The organism is Acinetobacter calcoaceticus ANC 3811, assembly GCF_000399665.1.
Lineage (GTDB): Bacteria > Pseudomonadota > Gammaproteobacteria > Pseudomonadales > Moraxellaceae > Acinetobacter > Acinetobacter calcoaceticus_B.
Window position 1 is genome coordinate 225,415 of record NZ_KB976985.1, and the last position, 19,757, is coordinate 245,171.

General features: G+C 35.5%; 19 protein-coding genes, 1 tRNA gene and 1 pseudogene. 6 read left to right on the top strand and 15 right to left on the bottom strand.

The annotated features are described in order from the left end of the window. Positions 1–43: 43 nt before the first annotated feature. Positions 44–1,072 carry a stealth conserved region 3 domain-containing protein gene (locus F935_RS01055; RefSeq protein WP_016137211.1) on the bottom strand — a complete coding sequence of 343 codons (1,029 nt, stop codon included), beginning with the start codon at positions 1,070–1,072 and terminating at the stop codon, positions 44–46. Between the two features lie 203 nt (positions 1,073–1,275). Here F935_RS01055 and F935_RS01060 point away from each other — a divergent pair, with 203 nt between their 5' ends. Together F935_RS01060 and F935_RS01065 are read left to right on the top strand one after the other, a co-directional pair. Further along, positions 1,276–1,491 carry a hypothetical protein gene (locus tag F935_RS01060; protein WP_016137212.1) on the top strand — a complete coding sequence of 72 codons (216 nt, stop codon included), beginning with the start codon at positions 1,276–1,278 and terminating at the stop codon, positions 1,489–1,491. Positions 1,492–1,524: 33 nt separating this feature from the next. Further along, positions 1,525–2,448, top strand: coding sequence for a glycosyltransferase family 32 protein (locus tag F935_RS01065; protein WP_016137213.1), 924 nt, complete (start codon positions 1,525–1,527; stop codon positions 2,446–2,448). Positions 2,449–2,454: 6 nt separating this feature from the next. Here F935_RS01065 and F935_RS01070 read toward each other — a convergent pair whose 3' ends face one another. Together F935_RS01070 and F935_RS01075 are read right to left on the bottom strand one after the other, a co-directional pair. Next, the gene (locus tag F935_RS01070; RefSeq protein ID WP_016137214.1) at positions 2,455–3,399 is read right to left on the bottom strand and encodes a glycosyltransferase family 2 protein; all 945 of its coding nucleotides are present in this window, start codon (positions 3,397–3,399) and stop codon (positions 2,455–2,457) included. A gap of 38 nt (positions 3,400–3,437) precedes the next feature. After that, positions 3,438–4,196, bottom strand: a complete 759-nt coding sequence (locus F935_RS01075; protein ID WP_016137215.1) for a glycosyltransferase family 25 protein — start codon at positions 4,194–4,196, stop codon at positions 3,438–3,440. Between the two features lie 83 nt (positions 4,197–4,279). Between F935_RS01075 and ghy the strand changes: the two genes are divergently transcribed. Beyond that, positions 4,280–5,167 carry a glycosyl hydrolase Ghy gene (gene ghy, locus F935_RS01080; RefSeq protein WP_016137216.1) on the top strand — a complete coding sequence of 296 codons (888 nt, stop codon included), beginning with the start codon at positions 4,280–4,282 and terminating at the stop codon, positions 5,165–5,167. On the opposite strand, the gene F935_RS01085 is transcribed toward ghy, so the two are convergent. The 8 genes from F935_RS01085 to F935_RS01120 form a co-directional block, all read right to left on the bottom strand. Next, entirely contained in the window at positions 5,164–6,198 is a 1,035-nt protein-coding gene (locus tag F935_RS01085) for a glycosyltransferase (protein WP_016137217.1), read from the bottom strand. The genes ghy and F935_RS01085 overlap by 4 nt on opposite strands. A gap of 11 nt (positions 6,199–6,209) precedes the next feature. After that, positions 6,210–6,974: a glycosyltransferase family 2 protein gene (locus F935_RS01090; RefSeq protein WP_016137218.1), complete on the bottom strand. Its 765-nt coding sequence runs from the start codon at positions 6,972–6,974 to the stop codon at positions 6,210–6,212. Next, positions 6,971–7,726 carry a polysaccharide deacetylase family protein gene (locus F935_RS01095; RefSeq protein ID WP_016137219.1) on the bottom strand — a complete coding sequence of 252 codons (756 nt, stop codon included), beginning with the start codon at positions 7,724–7,726 and terminating at the stop codon, positions 6,971–6,973. Before F935_RS01095 ends, F935_RS01090 begins: the two co-directional genes overlap by 4 nt. Next, on the bottom strand, positions 7,723–8,751 hold the full coding sequence (locus F935_RS01100) for a glycosyltransferase family protein (RefSeq protein WP_016137220.1): 1,029 nt from the start codon (positions 8,749–8,751) through the stop codon (positions 7,723–7,725). Before F935_RS01100 ends, F935_RS01095 begins: the two co-directional genes overlap by 4 nt. A 22-nt stretch (positions 8,752–8,773) precedes the next feature. Next, positions 8,774–9,664 carry a mitochondrial fission ELM1 family protein gene (locus F935_RS01105; protein WP_016137221.1) on the bottom strand — a complete coding sequence of 297 codons (891 nt, stop codon included), beginning with the start codon at positions 9,662–9,664 and terminating at the stop codon, positions 8,774–8,776. 67 nt (positions 9,665–9,731) lie between these two features. Further along, positions 9,732–10,658 carry a branched-chain amino acid transaminase gene (locus F935_RS01110; protein ID WP_016137222.1) on the bottom strand — a complete coding sequence of 309 codons (927 nt, stop codon included), beginning with the start codon at positions 10,656–10,658 and terminating at the stop codon, positions 9,732–9,734. A 24-nt stretch (positions 10,659–10,682) separates the two neighbouring features. Further along, positions 10,683–13,433 carry a bifunctional [glutamate--ammonia ligase]-adenylyl-L-tyrosine phosphorylase/[glutamate--ammonia-ligase] adenylyltransferase gene (gene glnE, locus F935_RS01115; protein WP_016137223.1) on the bottom strand — a complete coding sequence of 917 codons (2,751 nt, stop codon included), beginning with the start codon at positions 13,431–13,433 and terminating at the stop codon, positions 10,683–10,685. 67 nt (positions 13,434–13,500) lie between these two features. Continuing rightward, complete coding sequence (locus tag F935_RS01120; RefSeq protein WP_016137224.1) at positions 13,501–14,772, bottom strand: sensor histidine kinase; 1,272 nt, start codon at positions 14,770–14,772, stop codon at positions 13,501–13,503. A gap of 305 nt (positions 14,773–15,077) precedes the next feature. Between F935_RS01120 and F935_RS18680 the strand changes: the two are divergent. Together F935_RS18680 and F935_RS01130 are read left to right on the top strand one after the other, a co-directional pair. Further along, a pseudogene (locus tag F935_RS18680) lies at positions 15,078–15,200 on the top strand (TraR/DksA C4-type zinc finger protein); the annotation flags it as partial. Continuing rightward, positions 15,201–15,434, top strand: a complete 234-nt coding sequence (locus F935_RS01130) for a hypothetical protein (RefSeq protein ID WP_016137225.1) — start codon at positions 15,201–15,203, stop codon at positions 15,432–15,434. 256 nt (positions 15,435–15,690) lie between these two features. On the opposite strand, the gene F935_RS18935 is transcribed toward F935_RS01130, so the two are convergent. The 4 genes from F935_RS18935 to F935_RS01145 form a co-directional block, all read right to left on the bottom strand. After that, positions 15,691–16,179, bottom strand: coding sequence for a hypothetical protein (locus F935_RS18935; protein ID WP_016137226.1), 489 nt, complete (start codon positions 16,177–16,179; stop codon positions 15,691–15,693). Between the two features lie 91 nt (positions 16,180–16,270). Continuing rightward, positions 16,271–17,005 (bottom strand): hypothetical protein, encoded by a 735-nt coding sequence (locus F935_RS18940; RefSeq protein WP_016137227.1) that lies wholly within the window; start codon positions 17,003–17,005, stop codon positions 16,271–16,273. A gap of 133 nt (positions 17,006–17,138) precedes the next feature. Beyond that, positions 17,139–18,239, bottom strand: coding sequence for a hypothetical protein (locus F935_RS01140; RefSeq protein WP_016137228.1), 1,101 nt, complete (start codon positions 18,237–18,239; stop codon positions 17,139–17,141). Positions 18,240–18,314: 75 nt separating this feature from the next. Continuing rightward, positions 18,315–18,401 (bottom strand) — tRNA-Leu (locus F935_RS01145). A gap of 183 nt (positions 18,402–18,584) precedes the next feature. On the opposite strand from F935_RS01145, the gene queA reads away from it, so the two are divergent. Then, positions 18,585–19,622 (top strand): tRNA preQ1(34) S-adenosylmethionine ribosyltransferase-isomerase QueA, encoded by a 1,038-nt coding sequence (gene queA, locus F935_RS01150; RefSeq protein WP_016137229.1) that lies wholly within the window; start codon positions 18,585–18,587, stop codon positions 19,620–19,622. Positions 19,623–19,757: the final 135 nt, after the last annotated feature.

The following is a 19,757-nucleotide window of genomic DNA, read 5'->3' on the forward strand; positions in this document are numbered from 1 at the left end:
AACCCTGCTTATGCAGGGTTTTTTATTCATTAATTTTCAAATTTCAATGGGATATTTCTTTTTCAAAACTTGAGAGCGTTTTAAATTTTTGATCAAAAATCTGAATGATTTCGGTTTTAAGCTTTTCAAAATCGACCACATGTTCATCATCATTTAGACAAATTTGTGGAAGTTGTTCACTCTTAATAACCTGATTAATTTCAGGAAGATTTTGTAGCCTTAAGTTAAAATTTTGTCCACGCTCAAATATATTAACAGGATAAAAACGAGATGAGCACAACTGCCACAACCGAAAAAGATACTGATTAACGTCTAAAGGCTGTCTAAATCGATGACTTGATACTTCTTTTAAATAAGCTTCTTCAGTTTTCCAGACTTCTTCAAATACCGATTTCAAAAAAGGTTGAGGCAAATGAGTACTATAAAAACTTGAAAATTTTCGGTTATATAAACTTAAAAAATTACCCAAATTACTGCTCATAGAATAGCGATAATTAAAAAGTGCATAGGGATTTTTATGAAGTAATTTTCGCTTATCAAAATGCTTATTAATAATCGCAACATCCGTTAGGGCAACTGCGCCTAGAAAGTTCTCTTCACCTACGACCATAAGTGGCTGTAAACGCACACCATCACAAGGTAAACCATTTCTAAAAAAGAACTCGGGCTCTAAAGGCCTATTGATAAAGGTATCATCATTAAAATAAACAAAATGCTCTGCTAATCCCTCAATTTTATGAATATTGATTTCAATAGCATGTGAGTTAAATGTCGGTAAACAGTTTGATTCCATAATTTGATCATGTGTGACCAAATTTAACTTAGGATGATTTTTGACTAAAAATTCAGGGAAATGACCACAAGTCACCAGATGGATTTTTCGAACCCACGGACAAAATTTCTCAACAGATCGAAACCAGTAATGGAGATTATTCCAGTCGCGATAGCGGCATTGATCAACAAGTTCAACCGCCTTTGTTTTAGTTTCTTTGGATTTATAATATAAGTATTGTTGCTGCCATTTCGTATCGGTTGAGTCCACCCAAATCATTACAAAATCAACAGGCTGCATTAAACATATATCCAAATAAGTACAGAAATTTACTAGAAAATTTCAGATAAAAAATGGAATTCAATGTTTATTAATGTTAATAAAAATTCACAATTTATTCATAATTTTAATTTTTCTACACAATTGACTCAATTAAGGCTCTATTGAGATGAGAGTGGGCAAATGGCATAATATCACCACTTTTTCTCCCTTGGTGATTCATTATGGCAATGCGCCCTGATGTACGTCGACACGCTTTAATCGTAATTGTATTCTCTCTTGCGCAATGGTTTTTCATGCGCTATATCCTTGCAAATGAATTATTTAACATCACTACAAGTCAACGTATTCTTTATTTCTGCGTAAGTAGCTTAGCAGGAGCATTGCTTATTTTTGTTGCGCTGATTTATATGGTTTTAAAAGGAAATGCGGATAAATAAAAAGAAATTTTTATTTTATCAGTTGAGGTTGTTATGGGTTTACGAAAATCTACAAGAAAACTTTTTTTCCTTTTAAGATTTCATCTTAGGTTTTATACAGATAAACGTTTCAAAAATATTGAACCTAACAACCTAGCAAATCTAATCACCCTTCATCCTCAATCTGAAGGTAAAATTAATATTCCCAAAATCATATGGATATATTGGGACTCTAAAAAACCTGAACTTGTAGATCGCTGTTTAGAATGTATTAAAAGTTTGAATCTCGAATATACTGTTCATATTTTAGATAACAATAATATAAATGATTTTTGTGAAATTGACTTTTCTCAATTTGAAGGTCTCACTCCTCAATTAAAATCTGATCTACTACGCTTATATTTATTATATAAACATGGTGGTATTTGGGTTGATGCAAGTGTAATCCTCTATAATAATTTAGATTGGATTATTGATCTATGTAATAACAATAAAACAAAAGCATTTGGATATTATAGTAATGCCAATACAACAGTAAAACAGTATCCAGTAATTGAAAGTTGGCTTTTAGCCTCAGAAAAAAATAATAATTTCTTTAAAGAGTGGTTAGATGAGCTAATTTATGCAGTTAGGTTAGGAATTAAAAACTACATTTATGAGATAAAAAAATCTTGTCCAAATTGTAATGAATATTTTCAAAATATCGGACGGCTTGAATATCTTGTCATTTATGTAGCTTGTCAAAAAGTTCTTAGACGAACAGAGATGAGTATTACATTAATTAACTGTGATCAGAATGCTTTTATTTATCATAGTTTCAATAAAAAATCTCACATCCATTTTATTGAGTCATTAGTATTAAATTATAGACCATTGAATATGCCATATCTTATAAAGCTAATTGGCTCAGATAGAAATTTATTAGAGCCATATATTAAATCAAATAAAGTTAAGAAAAACTCACTTCTTGATTTTTAAAGCTTATTAATATCTCTGACTCGTTATTTCTTTTTTAAATTTATTATTTAAAAAAAGGAATAGTGCAAAAACAAATATATTAAAAATTAATGTTATTTTAATATATTGAGAGGAAGCACTCCAAAATGCAATAAAGAAACTTATGAGGGATACAGTAAAAATCAGACTAACACTTCTACTATATCTTTTAGAAGTTTTTATGGTGTTATTATTCGTTTCAACCATATCCCAGATTGAGCCCAGTCGATCACTATATAAGTCTGTATGATTATCATATATTCTATTCAAAGCAATTTGTTTTGAAATTTTTTGACAATCAATTTGATCAGTTAAACTAGATAAATCAGATCTTTTTCTATAAAAATATAAATACTCTGGAATAACAAAATATTTTTCGTTATTTTTTAATAAAGATATATATAAGTTCCAATCTTCACATACTTTAAGTTTTTCATCATAGCCTCCTACTCTTTTAAAGTCAGCAGTCCTCATTAGAGCAATACAAGGAAAAACAGCATTATGAAAAATGAATTCTTTTAAACTCACTATTTTATGGTTAATCTTATTATTTGAGCGCTCAAACTCTTGAACATTTGTACATACAAATGCTAAGTCAGGACGCATTTGCAATATATTTAAGCATTTTTCAATATAGCTAGATTCAATCTTGTCATCAGAGTCAATAAACATTAAATAATCACCAGAGGCATTATTTACTCCCCAATTTCTAGCGCTCGATACTCCCCCATTTTCTTTTTTAAAATATTTATACTTATCTTTACTTAGATAATCAGCTATATTTTCACATAGCTCAGCACTATCGTTTGATCCATCATCTACAATTATACACTCAAAATTTGTATAAGTTTGTTCGTCTATTGATTTAATAGTATCAAGAATAGTATTTGAGGCATTATAAGCTGGCACAATAATACTAATTAAAGTTTTCATATAGAATATCTCTAAGCTTAAAAATATAATTTAAAATTTTAAAAGTATCGCTTATATGATAATTTCGCCAAATTTTTTCTTAAACCATGACCGTATTTACTTTTTTCTAAATCTTCAGTTTTTGCTCTTTCACTTTCTAACCGGCTTAATATTGGATCTTTTTCTCCAATTTCAATTACTGGATGATCGACAATAAATGACATTAAGATATGAACAGTTGAATCAAAATCAAACAAATAGCTCCAATCATCTGCTTTTCTTATTTTATGATGATATTTAAGTAATGTTTCTGCCATTTTTCTATCAACAACGTACGCAAATGCATAACAAGCACGATGAAAAAAATCTGGAACCACTTCTAATACTTTTTTATTCAAAAAATTATAGTCTTTGAATTCACCTCTTGTTTTTAAACACTCCTTCATTTGAATGCCGCCTAAACTGAATAGTAAATTCGATGGTAAAGCTACTTTTTCTAATTCCTGCTTCAACGTATCAATCATTAAATCATCGGGCAAGATTGCATCATCTTCAAAAATTAATGCATATTTATCTTTCGACTCAAGAAAAAGCTCTAGAGCTTTTAAATGAGATAAGGTACATCCTAGCTCACTAGGTGTTAAAGGCTGAGAACGACCTTTAACGGCCATTTCAAAATATTGTTTTACGGGTAAATCTACTCCCTTAACGCCTACTTTTTTGTAATCAACTTCGCTAGTCTTGAAAAAATTTTGGTCGAGGAATTTTCTTAAACGAGGTGATTTTTCATCTTCGATAGTTACAATATAAATCTGCATTAAGCTCTTCCCCTTTTGAACAGCGAGTATCATATCTAATGTAAAATAGAGTTAATATATCTTTTTTATTTTCTTGTATTGTCATGATTCGTTCAATTCAAAAAAAATGGTACAAATACCAACAAGCAAAAAAAGCAAAATCTTTTGACTCTCATTGGTATATGCGTTTTGGCTGGTTAGAACAACCGTTTACAACACTTGAGCAATTAGATTCTCTCTTTGAGATCCACTCCCCTAAAAAGTTTACATTTGCAGATAGCTTTTATGCTTATGAAAATGGTCGTCATTTCATTTTTTTTGAAGAAGTAGATGACGAACATCCAGTGGGCTTTCTTTCGGTCTTAGAAGTCTTTAAAGATGGCACTTACACCCCACCCGAGACAATATTAAAACTCGACTATCACCTTTCTTATCCTTGTGTATTTAAAGTAGAAGACACTTGGTACATGATCCCAGAAACTTCTGCCAACAAGACGATTGAACTTTGGAAATGTACTGAATTTCCACTGAAATGGGAAAAGCATTCTAATCTGATCGAGAATATCGAAGCAGTCGACAGCACACCTTTTTATCATGAAGGCTTATGGTATCTTTTTACTTCAACGCGTCGTGATTGTAAGAAATTTGGTGACCGTTTAGACCTATTCTTTACCGAAGATATTTTAAATCCGAACTGGCAAGAGCACCCAATGAACCCAGTGTGCCAAGGCAGTCAGCAGTTCCGTATGGCGGGTAAACCTTTTATTTATAAAGGGCAACTGGTTCGACCAAGCCAAGATTCGTTAAAACGTTATGGCGGCAATATCGAATTAAAGACAATTACTCAGCTTAGCCCGACAGCTTATGAAGAAAAATTACTAGAAGTAGTTTTGCCAGACTGGAATCAGGCTGATGACGGTTGCCATACCATTAATGTCGAAGATAACTTCGTAGTACTTGATGCCATCCGCCTTACGCCAAAAAATAATTAAGTTTTCAGCAGGCCTTTATAAATATTAAGCGTCTGCTCAGCCATGGCTGGTACAGTCAGTTCAGCCTTGGCTTTTGCATATAAAGCGCTAAAGTCGTTTTGAGCCTCAGGTTGAAGTGCACATTGAATCGCATTTGCTAAACCTTGTGCATCTCCAATTTCTGCCAGATATTGCTCTGGCAGCCACTCAATCACACCGTTTACTTTGGTTGAAGCCATTGCTTTATCAGCCTGTAAAGCCTCGACCATAACAAGTGGAAAACCTTCACGATCTGATGACAAAACCACGATATCTGCTAATTGCACCAGATCTCGAGCATCAGTTCTAAATCCAAGAAAAGCGACCCGATCTTGCATGTTTAATTCACTAACTTGTTTTTCCAAACTTACTCGAAGTGAACCATCACCAATAATCCATAAATTGGCATCAATTTGTTGCATCGACTCAATCAATAAACTGATATTTTTTACTGGCTCTAGACGTCCAATACACATAACAACTTTTTTGCTTGCATCTAGCTCAGCAAAATCTTTTTGAATAGATTGAAGTAACTTTTCTTTATTTTCAATTGTAAGTACGGGTTGAGGATAGACCCCGTTATAAACCACATGTGCTTTAGACTCTGGAATGCCTTGCGTGAGTGCTTGGCTCACGGCAATAACCGCATCACCGGCTAAATAAGCAGATTTATTCTTTTTAGTACCATGTACTGTCGTTACAAATTTTGGACCAGATAAAAATGGCTTAATTCGGGCAATCAGCTCAGCCGCCTTTCCTGCTTGTGCATGAACAATAGCAGGCTGAATTTGCTGAATGAGATTTTTAAGTTGCCAGAGTAAAAAAATATTCCAACGGCTACGTGCAAAATCAACAGCATGAAAATGTACTTGTTGGCTAAATTTGTCTAGATAGCAAGGATGTGCAATCACATGTACTTCATGATTTAAAGCAAGCTCATTAACAAGGTTAAAAGTGTGCTGCTCTAAACCACCAATTCCACCACTAGTTGCCAATACCTGAACAATTTTCATAGCTTGCCTACTTATTTTTTATCTTTATTCATGGTCTGTTCAAACAGTTTGGCTTCTTTTAGAAAAGCATAAAACGCGTTAATCATACTATTTACGAAACCACGCCAACCATTTAAGAAACTACGGCGAATAAAATAAGACTTCAGAAAAGTCACTGGCATTACCAAAACCAATTTTGCAACGCTTGGAGACTTTCCTTTTTGGTATTTCTCTAGTGCTTTGAGGTTTGAATATTGGTTATTTTTTTCGACTTTAACGAAAATGCTCGACTCGCCATAATGATAAATATCATATTGAGCGCGCTGAGATTCACCTTCCACAATCACATTTTCATGGACTTTATTGGCAAGGTCATAATGCCCTTTAGACTTACGGAAAAAACGGACTTTCGCATGTTTTTTAGTATGTTTACTGTTGGGAACACCTAAAAACACGTCATTAATCGGTGTGATTAAAGCATCAAGCTTATTTTTCTGAATGGTCTCAACAATTTCTTGTTTTAACTCATTAGATAAGACTTCATCACCATCTAAATTGAGTACCCAATCATTTCGGCATTTTGCTAAAGCCAAACTTTTTTGCCCAGCATAACCTTGCCAATCTTGATGAGAGATTTGCGTATTTTCAAAGTGCTGTGCAATTTCATAAGTATTATCAGTACTGCCAGAGTCTAAAATAATGACTTCATCAAACTCACTGACACTTTGTAATGTTCGCTCTAACCAAGCATCACAATTTAAAGTGACAATATAGACACTACATGGAATTTTATTCATAACTTATAACGTCCTTTAGCAAGGGCGATACGCATCTGTAAAGCATTCATGGCACCATGCGTGCTGACACGTGGAATATTAAATTGATTAACTGCTTCGTAAGCTTCGATTTTTTTACGAGTCGATACTGCATTTTTAAAGCCAATCTCTTGAGCCATTTTCTGGTGTTTTTCGTTAAATCGACCAAATGGATAGGCAAAGCTCGGACATTTTCCAACTAATGCTTCAACGTCACGTTTAGATTGCAACATCTCATCGTAAGCAGTTTGATCATCAAGTTTAAGTAAGTTCACATGATGTTGTGTGTGCGCACCAAATTCAATCAAACCTGAATTCGCCATTTCATGGATTTGCTCATGAGTTAGCTTTTCGATTCCTTCAATTTGTGTCGCCAAATAAATAGTTGCCTTTGCATTATATTTTTTGAGTAATGGATAGGCATAAAGATAATTATCCATAAAGCCATCATCAAAACTTAAAGCAACGACATTTTTTTGATTACGGTATTGGTCAAGCTCAGAGACAAAACAAAAAGTAGCTCCTTTACGCGTCAACAACTGTAAGAGTTGTTCAAACTTTTCAGGAGGCATGTTCATGCCAGAGGCTGCATCTTTAGGGGTAACCTGATGCAACATTACAATACGTGGTAGTTTGTTTGAACGAAACGGAAGCCAGAAAGTATAATTACCCAGCACATATAACAGTGCAGCAAGTACTAATAGGCCTACCGCAACGTACAAAAACCACATCATGCATAAACCTCATGTGACCATTCATAATCTTCTGAAAGGGGCTGCTTAAATGTCACCTCAACCATAAACTGGGTGATGCGTTTAGCATTGAAAGACCTACGTGTTTTCTCCCAGCCCTCTTTCGCTATTTTTTCAGCCTGATCTGGGTTTTGATCAAAGAATTGGATCTTCTTGGCCAAATCAAACTGATCATCAAAATAAACCACTTCCTGCTCGGTATAGAGCTTCTCAAAGCCCGGAATTCTTGGGCTAAAAGTCAATAAACCATTACCAGTCAGTTGTACAATACGGTCAGAACTATACAGAGTTACATCATTACGGCGTGAGTAATTAAGTCCCATTTTTGTTTCAGATAGAACTTTATAATAAGCTTTACCGTAAACACCCGGTTGTTCAAAACAACCATAATATTGATAGTTCACATGGCCTTGTTGCAACGCATCTGCTAAGTCCTTTAAGAACTTCTCACGCTCAGGTTCTTTATAGACCACGCCACAAAAAATAAAGGTCTTATCCGTATTCACATTTGAAAATTGCTGTAGTGTTTCCACATTACGATGACCCACATTTGGCAGATAAGCTACGCTTAAATGCGGCTGTTTTAATTTTTGTAGATATTCGCCACCGGTTGTACAGAAAATAGCATCTAAATATGGCGAGAATGCTTTAACAAAGTCGAGTTTGCTTTCGAGATAAAGCGGATCAACATACCAAAATGCAATTTTAGTATTTGGATAAGATTCTTTAATCTGTCTGAGAACATCTGGACTCATTAAGTCACTATGCCCGATCAGTACCAGATCAGGTTCAATATTATTAACGACCTTTAGTACTTCTTTGTTGGCCCAACTGGCACCCAGTTTTTTTGTTTTAAAAATAGTTCCCATTCGAGCCATGTCACGAAAACTAAAGTCATAAACGAAATGGCCATTTTCAATTAGTCCGGCAGAAATTTTACGGTCTGTGCAGTAAAAATGGGCGCCTTGTTTATTAAAGCCAAAATTCGCAATATGCAATATTTTCATTTATTTACTCAAAATAAAAAATTTAATTTTTCGCTAAAAGATATGTTGCCACACGGTCTGCTTCTTTAAAAGCATAAGGTTGTGGTAACTGTACAACACAAGTCTGCTGTGAAATTAATTTTGATTCTAACATTTGATCAACTGAGTGGGTAATCCGGTCGTCTTTCAAACGGTCCATTGCCATTACACCGACTCGACAACCCGCGGTAAGCGCCTCAAAAATCATAGACACACTATCTTCAGTTACCCAAACAGCTTCTGCTTTTTGCATTTCTTCAAAAATCCAGCCCTGCGGTGTTTGCTCAACCGGAAATATTTGTAAATGCCCAGCAAAGCTTTGCTGTCTTAAAATATCGATAAATTCTGGTGGCGTTCGGCGTGAAGTCGTCAGAATAATTTCAGCATCTGGATTATTCTCAACAATTTTTTGAACACTGCTTAATACTTTATTTGGGTTCCATTGATGTCGCTTAGATGAGCCGCCTAAAGCGATTAAAATTCGGTCTTTTTCATGGCGGTTTTCATTACGAATTGGATTTAATGCACCGCGTGTCACAATCAAATTGCTGTTGGCGTGAATACCGTCATGCTCAGGAATAACAGCGTAATCAAAGCAAACCAAAGGTAAGTTAGGCTTCATCAAAATAATAGTTTTGGCTTTTCTAAAAATTTTACCGAATAACCAGACACGAAAATGAGTGTGGCTTCCCACTCCGAATATAAAATCGGGTGCTTGTTTAAATAAGGAATTTTTTGAAGAGAACAGTGCCTGAATTAAAGAAATAATAGGTAAATCAGAAATAAGGATCTCTTCAAAAGTTGTTTCTGCCTTTTGTCTTTGCATCGCCTGAAACAAGCCTAATGCTTGTGAGCGATGTCCTGCCTTACCATCAGAGACATAGACAATATGCATAAAAGCTCCCTAAGCCAAAAATAAAAAGGCGAAACCAAAGTTCGCCTTTTTATGTTAACGGATTAACTTATTTTACGTAAGTTAACCAGTGTTCATATTTCGGATTTTTACCTTGAACTGCATCAAAGTAAGTCTTTTGAATTTCAGTAGTAATTGGGCCACGGCCACCTGCACCGATTTGACGGTCATCATATTCACGAATTGGCGTTACTTCCGCAGCAGTACCAGTGAAGAATGCTTCATCTGCAATGTAGAATTCGTCACGTGTAATACGACGCTCAACAACTGGATAACCAAGGTCTCTAGCAATCGTCATTACTGTTTGACGTGTAATACCATCAAGCGCACCACCAGCGATATCTGGAGTATGTAAAACGCCATCTTTAATCAAGAATACGTTTTCACCAGAACCTTGGCAGACATAACCTTGTGGATCCATTAACATTGCTTCATCGTAACCAGAATGTGCAACTTCTTGGTGAGCAAGAATTGACAATGTGTAGTTACCAGATGCTTTTGCTTTACACATCGTCACGTTTGGATGATGGTGAGTAAATGATGAAGTTTTAACGCGAATACCATTCGCCATTGCTTCATCACCAAGGTATGCGCCCCACGCCCATGCTGCAACTGCGGCATGAATCGTGTTATTTGTTGCTGCAATACCAAGTTTTTCTGAACCGATCCAAATAAGCGGACGTAAATAGCAAGAAGCTAGTTTATTTTCACGTACAACATCAATTTGTGCTTGTTCAAGCGCTGCTTGGTCATACGGTACTTTCATTTGATAAATTTTTGCTGAATTTAACAAACGTTTTGTGTGGTCTTGAAGACGGAAAATGGCAGTACCTTTAGGAGTTTCATAAGCACGAACACCCTCAAATACGCCCATACTGTAGTGTAAAGTATGTGTTAAAACGTGAATCTTTGCATCACGCCAATCAATTAATTGCCCATCTTGCCAAATAAAACCATCACGATCAGCCAAATTCATGGAACACTCCAAATTGTTATAAAATCATTCACTATCCAACTCAACCGAGGCGGTTGGGTCTATTAATCTTTGCCATAAATTGCAAACGACCGCACGGGTACTACGCCAGTCCGCTGCGCTGACTTGCATGGATTGATTCGCAAGGGCTAAGCGGTGGCTTTCGGCACGTTCACTAAGATAGGCTCGAATTAATGCTGTGGCATCTTCACTGGATAAGCAGTCTGCTTTAGCAGCATCTTCTAAAATTCTTACATTATCAGAATAATGGGCGAGATCGGGGTTCGTCCCGCTCCATGCAAGTACAGCATACTGTGCCATAAATTCGATATCTACGATACCACCTGCATCCTGTTTTAAATGAAAAATACCATGTTTTTTTTGTTCAGAAGATGAACCCAGGTGGTCTTTCATTTTCTGACGCATTTTCAACACTTCCTCACGAACATAAGCCTCATCTCTAGATTGAGTCAATATCTCGCGGCGAAATATTTCAAATTTCTGGCAAAGCACCTCATCGCCTGCAATAGAGCGAGCTCGAACGAGTGCCTGATGCTCCCAAAGCCATGCACTTTTCAACTGATAGTGTTCGTAGGCCTTAAGACTCGTCACCAATAAACCGGCCTCACCTGAAGGTCTTAAACGTGTATCAATTTCATAGACACGGCCATCAAGCGTTTGAGTGGTCATGAGTGACATAAACTTTTGAGCGACACGCATAGCAAACTCAAAGCCAGTAATCGACTTCGTTCCATCCGTATCGGCTTGCTCATCTAGATAATGAATAAAGACAAGGTCTAAGTCAGAGCCATAACCCAGCTCAATACCACCCACCTTGCCATAACCAATAACGGCAAAGGCTTTGTAGTCGAGTGAGCAACGTTTTCCCTCGACATCACATGGATAACCATGACGCTTTGCCACAGTCTGATAAGCCAAATGAAGTGTTGCATTTACACTGACTTCAGCAATATCGGTTAATGCATCAGATACTTTCATTAGCGGGCTTTCCGCTAACACATCACTTGCCGCAACAGTGAGTACATTGCTCTTTTTAAACAGTCGAAGTGCGCGCATTTGGTCTTCAACTTGATCAATTTCAATACGAAGCAATTGCTGACGTAAAGAATCCTCTAAGTCTTTGCGTTTTGGCAACTCAAAGCCCATCGATAAAAACTCATCAAGCAGCACTGGATATTGCGTTAACTCTTCACAAATCCACGGACTTACCGTCGCCATTTTAACTAAACGTTGCAATGCACCTTTACTTTCAATCAGCATCACTAAGTACACGGTTCGGCGCATGACTGATTCAATCAGCGGCATTAAACGCAAAAGTGCAGTTTGAGGTTGTTCTGACTGTAAAATCACTTCAATTAAATGAGGCCAGAATGTTTTTAAACGCTGGACAGCATTTGAAGGTAATTTTTTGAGTGCGTGACCATGCCAGAATTCATGAATCAGATTTTTCGCATTGTCATCCAACACTTCATCTAACTGCTGTTCTAACTGTCCAAAGTTTTCAGTTGCGGCATTTGAACTTGTATCTTCAATGAGCTGCTTAAATTGAACTTTTACTTTTTGACGTTTCTCGTTAAGAACATCAATAAATTCATCCCAGCTCGCAAAACCTAAGGTATCTATAATGCGCTGTCTTAGGTCTACTTCTTCTGGCAACAATTGTGTTTGCTGGTCATTCAGCGCTTGAATCGCGTGTTCAATACGGCGTAAAAACAGGTAAGCATCCTCAAGTTCTAAAACAGCCTGTCTTTCTAACAAACCTGCTTCACCAATATGCTCAAGGCTAACTAAACACTGGCGGTCTTGCAGCTCACGTTTAGAGCCACCGTAAATAAGCTGAAAGACCTGAACAATAAACTCAATTTCGCGAATACCACCTGCCCCGAGTTTAATATCATCCTCAATATGACGACGTAACACTTCACGCTCAATCATCGCTTTCATATCGCGCATCGCGGCAAAAGCGGTGTAATCGACATAACGGCGGAACACAAAAGGACGTGTCATTTCCAACAAGTCTTGTCCTTCTTTACCTCCCGTCACAACACGCGCTTTAATCCATGCATAGCGTTCCCACTCACGACCATGCTGACTTAAATATTTTTCTAAAGCTGCGTGACTAATCGCTAGTGCCGAGCCATCTCCCCAAGGGCGTAAGCGCATATCAACTCGAAATACAAAACCATCTGCGGTAATGTGTTCAAGCAAATAAATGAGTTTTTGTCCCCATAAAATACAGAACTGCTGTACATCAATACATTTGCGGCCATTGGTTTCGCCTTGTTCATCAAAAGCAAAAATCAGGTCAATATCACTCGATAGATTAAGCTCTTGTGCCCCAAGCTTACCCATGGCAACCACAATCAAATCCTGAAGTTTGCCAGAGTAACTCATCGGTTCACCGTGTTTCGCCACAAGTGCTACACGTGCAAAGTCCTTTGCCGCACAAATACTGGCATCGGCAAAATCAGAAAGTTCGCGTGTGAGTGTGACAACATCGGTAAGCTGATTGGCATCCTGCCAAATCCAACGGAACATTAAACGACTTCGTAAAATGCGTAATCCACGCATCCAAGATGTTTCGTCACCGATTCCATCTAATGTGATTTGTACAAATTGATAAATCTGTTCGGTCGAGAGCGGTGTAGTAAATTGATCTAATTGGTAATCTTGTTCTAAAACAGCCTGATGCAAGCCTAAAACTTGTTCTGCATACTGACTCGCACGCAATGTTTTTTGTAACTGCTCCGCATTCATATAAAAAGCTCTTTTCCTCGTACTCTGTTTTTAGTTATAGCAGTTCGAGTAGGAGTAGGAAAAGGGCTTAGACTAATTTTGCTTCCGTTGAAGAGTAATGCTCGACATGAGCATCATGATATTCCTGAGCCGAAGGCAATAAAACTTTAAATGTCGTTCCTACGCCCTCTTTTGAGCTGACATCAATTTGTCCCTGATTAATTTCGACAAAACGCTTACAAAGGCTCAAACCTAGGCCCGCACCTTTTTCACCTGCGGTTCCTTTAAAGCTAGCTGTAATACGCGGATGGAACAAATTTGTCATTTGTTTTTCGGTCATGCCTAAACCAGTATCTCGAACTGTTATTTCTATATTTTTGTCAGCTTGTCTTGCTTCAATAAAAACTTTCCCAGATCCATCAACATCGGTAAATTTCAGCGCGTTTGATACCAAGTTTTGAATTACGGAGGTCATCATATTGATATCTGCATAGATGTTTAAATCATCTGGAACATCATTAACCAGTTCAATATTTTTCTTTAAAGCTAAGGTACGTAGTACATCGCAAACAATATTGCTGACTTGTCTAAGTTTAAAGTTAATTGGGTGATAAACAAAACGCCCACCCTCTGCCATCGCCCATGTCAGTAAGCTTTCAAGTAAATTATAGGTCGATTGTGAGGTGTCATATAAATAATCTGCAATGTTTTGAATACTAGACTCATCTAAAGTTTCACGCTCTTTGGCGAGTACTTCAGAAAACCCGAGCAATCCATGAAACGGCGCTCGTAAGTCATGCGAAATAATCGAGAAAAATTTAGTTTTACTTGAGTTAATCGCAACTTGTTGTTCATAAAGTTCGTTTAACTCTTCATAGTTAAACTTCAATTCGACTTGCTGCATAAAAGTAGAGCAGTAATCGAGCAGCAATTGAATATCGTCATCTTCAAATGTAGCTGCATCATCATCGAAAAAGACAGCAAAGCCCATAGACGTTTTATCAGGATGTAAAAGATGCACGGCCAATGCCCTGCTGCACTCGATGTTTAGTTCTTTTAAATAGTTGGTTAAGTTTTGATAAGAAGGATGTGAGTGATTAATGATCTGTTGTTTAGCAAAGCACTGTTTTAAATGTTTCGAAGGTTTAAACGAGATGGCCGTCATACCCTCTGGACAACGATGCCAAAAGTAAGGTTCCTGATTAAAAGTCAGTAAGGCTTTTTTACATTTCAAAAGACGGAGACTAAACCGGAAAAATTGCTCGATGTAGTTCTGCTCGGCATTTAATCCAAGCAACAGAGATATCCTACAAGCACTTAACTGCTCAACCTGATTTAGTTCTAAACGCTGGAATGTCATTGCCCGCCTCACAGATTTTTTCGTTTTTGGTCGGAACCGCTCTTAAAAAATGTACTTATAATCATTATGATCTACTACAAACTTTAACACAGTACATAAAAAGAGCAACGTTCTTTTCAAAATAGAAATGTGAAGTTTCAATTAAAGGTTTTCAGATACATAAAGTGGGTATGCTTGAGGAAAATACAACAAATTTTTGAAGGTAAAGAGTTGTAAGATGTTAGAAATGCGAGTTCAGAATCATAACAAAAAAGAAAAAAAACATCTTTAAATTTTCTAATAATTACATCTTAAACACTTTAGCTGCCCTTACCGAATGTAAAGAATGTGGAAATGATATTCCCGTTGAGCGTCAGCGCTATGGCTCTGTAACCCTCTGTGTGGAATGTAAAAATACACAAAAAAAACTTTCAAAAAGGTACTTTTAAATGACAAATTTCCCAATCTTTTTCATCGTTATTCTTGTTTTAGCCCTCATTATTTTTTGGATGATCCTGGATTATCAATTCACTCGATACATCCGTGAAATGAAAGCTTTTTATAAGGAAGAAGATTTCCAAAACAAAAGCCAACTCAATTTAAATCAGCAAATCCATACAGGAGTAATAAATGCAGCTATACCCGATCTTAATCGGCATGATCATGGGCATTATTTTAAGTAGTTCCATGTTCTTATATCTTGTCGCATAACGCCAAGCCCCTTCAATGGGGCTTTATTATTTTACAGTTGAGCCAATCATTTCTTAGGCTAGCTGGTATCATGATAATTGAGTGGTTTTCGTCAGTTAGTAGATCGAACTAAGACATAAACTGATATGTGATAGGCTTTATAATCGAGAATAGGCTCCAAAAATTTAGCGGGAAGATCTAGCTACGAAGAATTAATTTATAATTTGCGTACATATCCTTTTAAAAAAATTAAAATGGTAAATCCGGATTACTTGATTGATCAAATTTAGTTAAATGTGAATTAATAATCCTTTTATAAAATTCAAACTCACTAAAATCAAAATTCCTATCAATTTTAAGAATTTCATCTATTAATTTTTCTATAGATTGAAAAATCAATTTATTATCATTCATACCTTTGAGTAAATACCTTAAGTCTGCCAAATTAAATTTATTAATTGAACTTAATATTCTTTCTTTAAAAAAATCATCTCTCTCAAAACTTGGACCAATTCCCAGCATAATATCAATACAGAAAATATTATATTTCTCTCTTATCATTTCTTCTTCACATTGTGATTCATAGAGTTCCATACAATCTAGATATACATACTCAAATTCACCTTTAGTAAACGATGAAATAAAATCAGACATAGAACTATATTTTAAAAACTCAAAATGCTTATATGCAGGACTATCAACTAAAGATATAATTAATTTTTTAAAACTTTCATCCATATATTTAAACAAAAATTTATGTGTTGCCCAAAACTCTACATAATAATCAAGAAAAGTCTCATCTTCAGGAACCTTAGCAATATTTTTTATTTCATTTTTTAAAAAATCTATAAATATTACTTTTTTTTTCAGCAGCTAAAAAACTAAGAATATGTAAGTTAATATCTAAATTTAATTGTAATATGTCATCGGTTTTTACAAAGACAAATATCCACAATTTTTCAATAAATTTCTTAAGAACATTATCAGACATAAGTGGTAATAGTTTATTTTTAAAATACAACTGTCTTTCTTTTTTTCCATTAATGATACTTCTAATTCTATTTAATTCTTTTAATACATGGTCGATAGCCTTTGAGGAAATCAATGCATCTCTCAAAAAAACACTTTGCATAGAAATTTCAATTAAGGAATATACTTTTGCTTTTGTAGGCTTATATAGTAAATTTTCTTCATTAATAACAGGATGAGCACAAACATGTCTCATTTTTTGTAAATGTCTAAATTGTTCTAATTCAGGAGCACCAAAAAAATTAAATTCTTTAAAAAAATCTTCAACTAATTCATACTCCCAAGTTGATGAAGTTTTATTTACATCTAATTGTTTCTCAATTTTTTTTAATATTTTTTTTGCAATTTCATCGTTATAAATTGAATCTAAATCTTTTAACTTCAACAATAGATCAGTCACTACAACTGACCAAAGCATAACAACAGCTGATCTATAATTACCAATTACATAAGATGAATGAACTTCTTTGAACAACTCTTGTGTGTAAGAGTTCTTAATTAATTGTACCGATTCATCAATAGAAAAATTACTCATGGCTCTTACTTCTTAAATATAAATAAAATAAATTCAATAACCTTCTAGAAGCTCTCCCAAAGGTGCTGCAATACGAACTAAAGACTCTACACAACAACGTTCCCAACTTTTCATGAAATATCTCCTTTTTAAACTATTTATCTTCTGAATCATTTTTTCCACTATCAGGCGTTTTTAAATCTTTTACAGCTTTAATAAAATCGGTATTTGCTTTTATATTTTCATGCATTAGATTTTCACCACCTGTGTAACTTTCATGATGAATACCATTGCCAAAGTATTTATAAGCCAAATCAAATCTTATTTTATCTTTTAGTTCTTTGGGCAGACCTGCTATATAACGAGGCAATGCATGAAGCTCTTTTGAAGTTCGGTAAGCTTCATCAGCTAAACGACGATTCATAAAAGATCTTTTTAGGAGGAAAGCAGCAAGTGTAGTAGAAAGAATTAGAAGGGAAATTTTTTGTACATAGAATGTAGGTGTATGATTCCCATGAAACTGTTCTGCTAGTTTAAACTTAATATTTTCGGTATTTATATCAATATACCAACCAAAAAAATATAAGAACATAAAAAAAAGAATTATATAAAATGCAATTTCATAAAAAAGTGCGATTCTTTTAAACTTATTGGAATCATCTGCAAATATTTCGTGTACTTCAATATTTCTAAGATCATCTAATGAACTCTCAATTACTTGTACCTTTTCATTTAGTTTCTCATTTTCTTCGTTAAACTCTTCTAAACGTTCAGAAAATTCACTTTCCATCTTTATATTCTGATAATAATGGATTAGCTGTGTTAGATAAGACTCAATAGCAATAAGCATTGGATTTTCATAACCATTTTCAACTATTTGAATATTTTCAAGGTTATCTTTAGAAAAGAATTTACCAATTAATTCTTCTAATTTATTAACGATACGAATAGAAACACTTAAATCATCATAAAATGGATTATTTAGAAACGACTCCTCCCCCAAATTATCTAGAATATTAATTGCCTCTTTATAACGGTCACTTATAACAAATAGGTGATCATAAAGATTTTCATCATTTCCTCTATTTAAAGAATCTAGATACTTCTCAACCTTAAACCATTGAATTTTTAATTTATTAATAAAATTTAATATTCCTTTCTCTTTTAATTCACTTTCGTTAACCAACTCCCCACCCCAAAATTTATTATAAAGTCTTGACGCGTAATAGTATCTAAGCTTCTCCAAACTTTCCATAATAAAAATTAGACCAACAAAAAACCCCTAAGCCGTTAGCTTAGGGGTTTTCGTAGAATCTTACGATTCTGAATATGGTCCCGAGGGTCGGACTCGAACCGACACGTCATCTCTGACAGCGGATTTTGAGTCCGCCGCGTCTACCAATTTCACCACCTCGGGAGAGGAAGTATGTTTGTGTTGCGTATATTAGCGCGTTTGTAAAACTTGTCAAACCCTAAGTGAATATTATCGTTCACTTTTAGATCATTTAAACATTTTTCATGATTTAGGCTATAAGCACAGCCATAAAAAAGCGAAAAAGTTTATACTAGGCCCAATTTTTGCGGTGTTTTTTTTCTAAATATGCAACTGTCCGACTTTTCCTTTGAATTACCTGATGAACTTATTGCCCGTTACCCTCTCGAATCACGTAGTGCTTCGCGGTTGTTACACTTAGACTCAAAGGGTCAATATCTCGATCACATGTTCACAGACATTATCGATCTGTTTGAAGAAGGTGATCTGTTAGTGCTCAATGACACCAAAGTCATGAAAGCACGACTTAAAGGAAAACGTTCTACAGGCGGTGCTATCGAGATTTTGGTTGAGCGCATGCTGAACCACACCACAGCGTATTGCCATATTAAATCGAGCAACTCGCCTAAAGCAGGTGCTGAGCTTTATGTCGGTGCCGATAACATTCCTGTGATTGTACGTGGTCGTCACGAAAATTTATTTGTGGTTGAGTTTTCACAGCCAATTTTGCCTGTACTTGAGCAATATGGTCAGTTACCTATTCCACCTTACTTTAACCGTGAAGCAGAAGAAATTGACACTGAACGCTATCAAACGGTTTTCCATAATCCAGAAAAAATTGCCAGTGTTGCAGCACCTACTGCAAGCTTGCATTTTGATGAAACACTTCTAGAAAAATTAGAACAAAAAAATGTTCAAAAAACCTTTGTGACTTTACACGTCGGTGCAGGCACATTTATGCCTGTTCGTACTGATGACATTACCAACCATATCATGCACAGTGAATGGTGTGATGTACCTCAAGAAACCATTGATTTAATTTTGGCAACTAAAGCACGCGGAAATAAAGTGATTGCGGTTGGTACAACCGCGACACGTGCTTTAGAAAGTGCAGCTCAAGCTCATGGTGGTAAAATCGCAGCTTGGACTGGCGACACACAGATCTTTATCTATCCTGGCTATGAGTTCTGCATCGTAGATCGTTTAATTACTAACTTCCATTTGCCTGAGTCTACTCTGCTCATGTTGGTATCAGCACTTTCAAATCGAGACAACATTTTGGCTGCCTATGAGCATGCAGTTAAAAGTCGCTATCGTTTCTTTAGCTATGGCGATGCCATGCTGGTTGATAAATTAGAAGTTTAAAATTAAGGCTGGGTTAAACCTTATAAGTTGATTCGAGGTTTAACCCAGCCCAAATATTTACAATAAAAAATAATGAATTTAGCTCTTTGAGTTGCAGAAACTTATCGATAAAACGCAGGTATGAACTTTTAAATA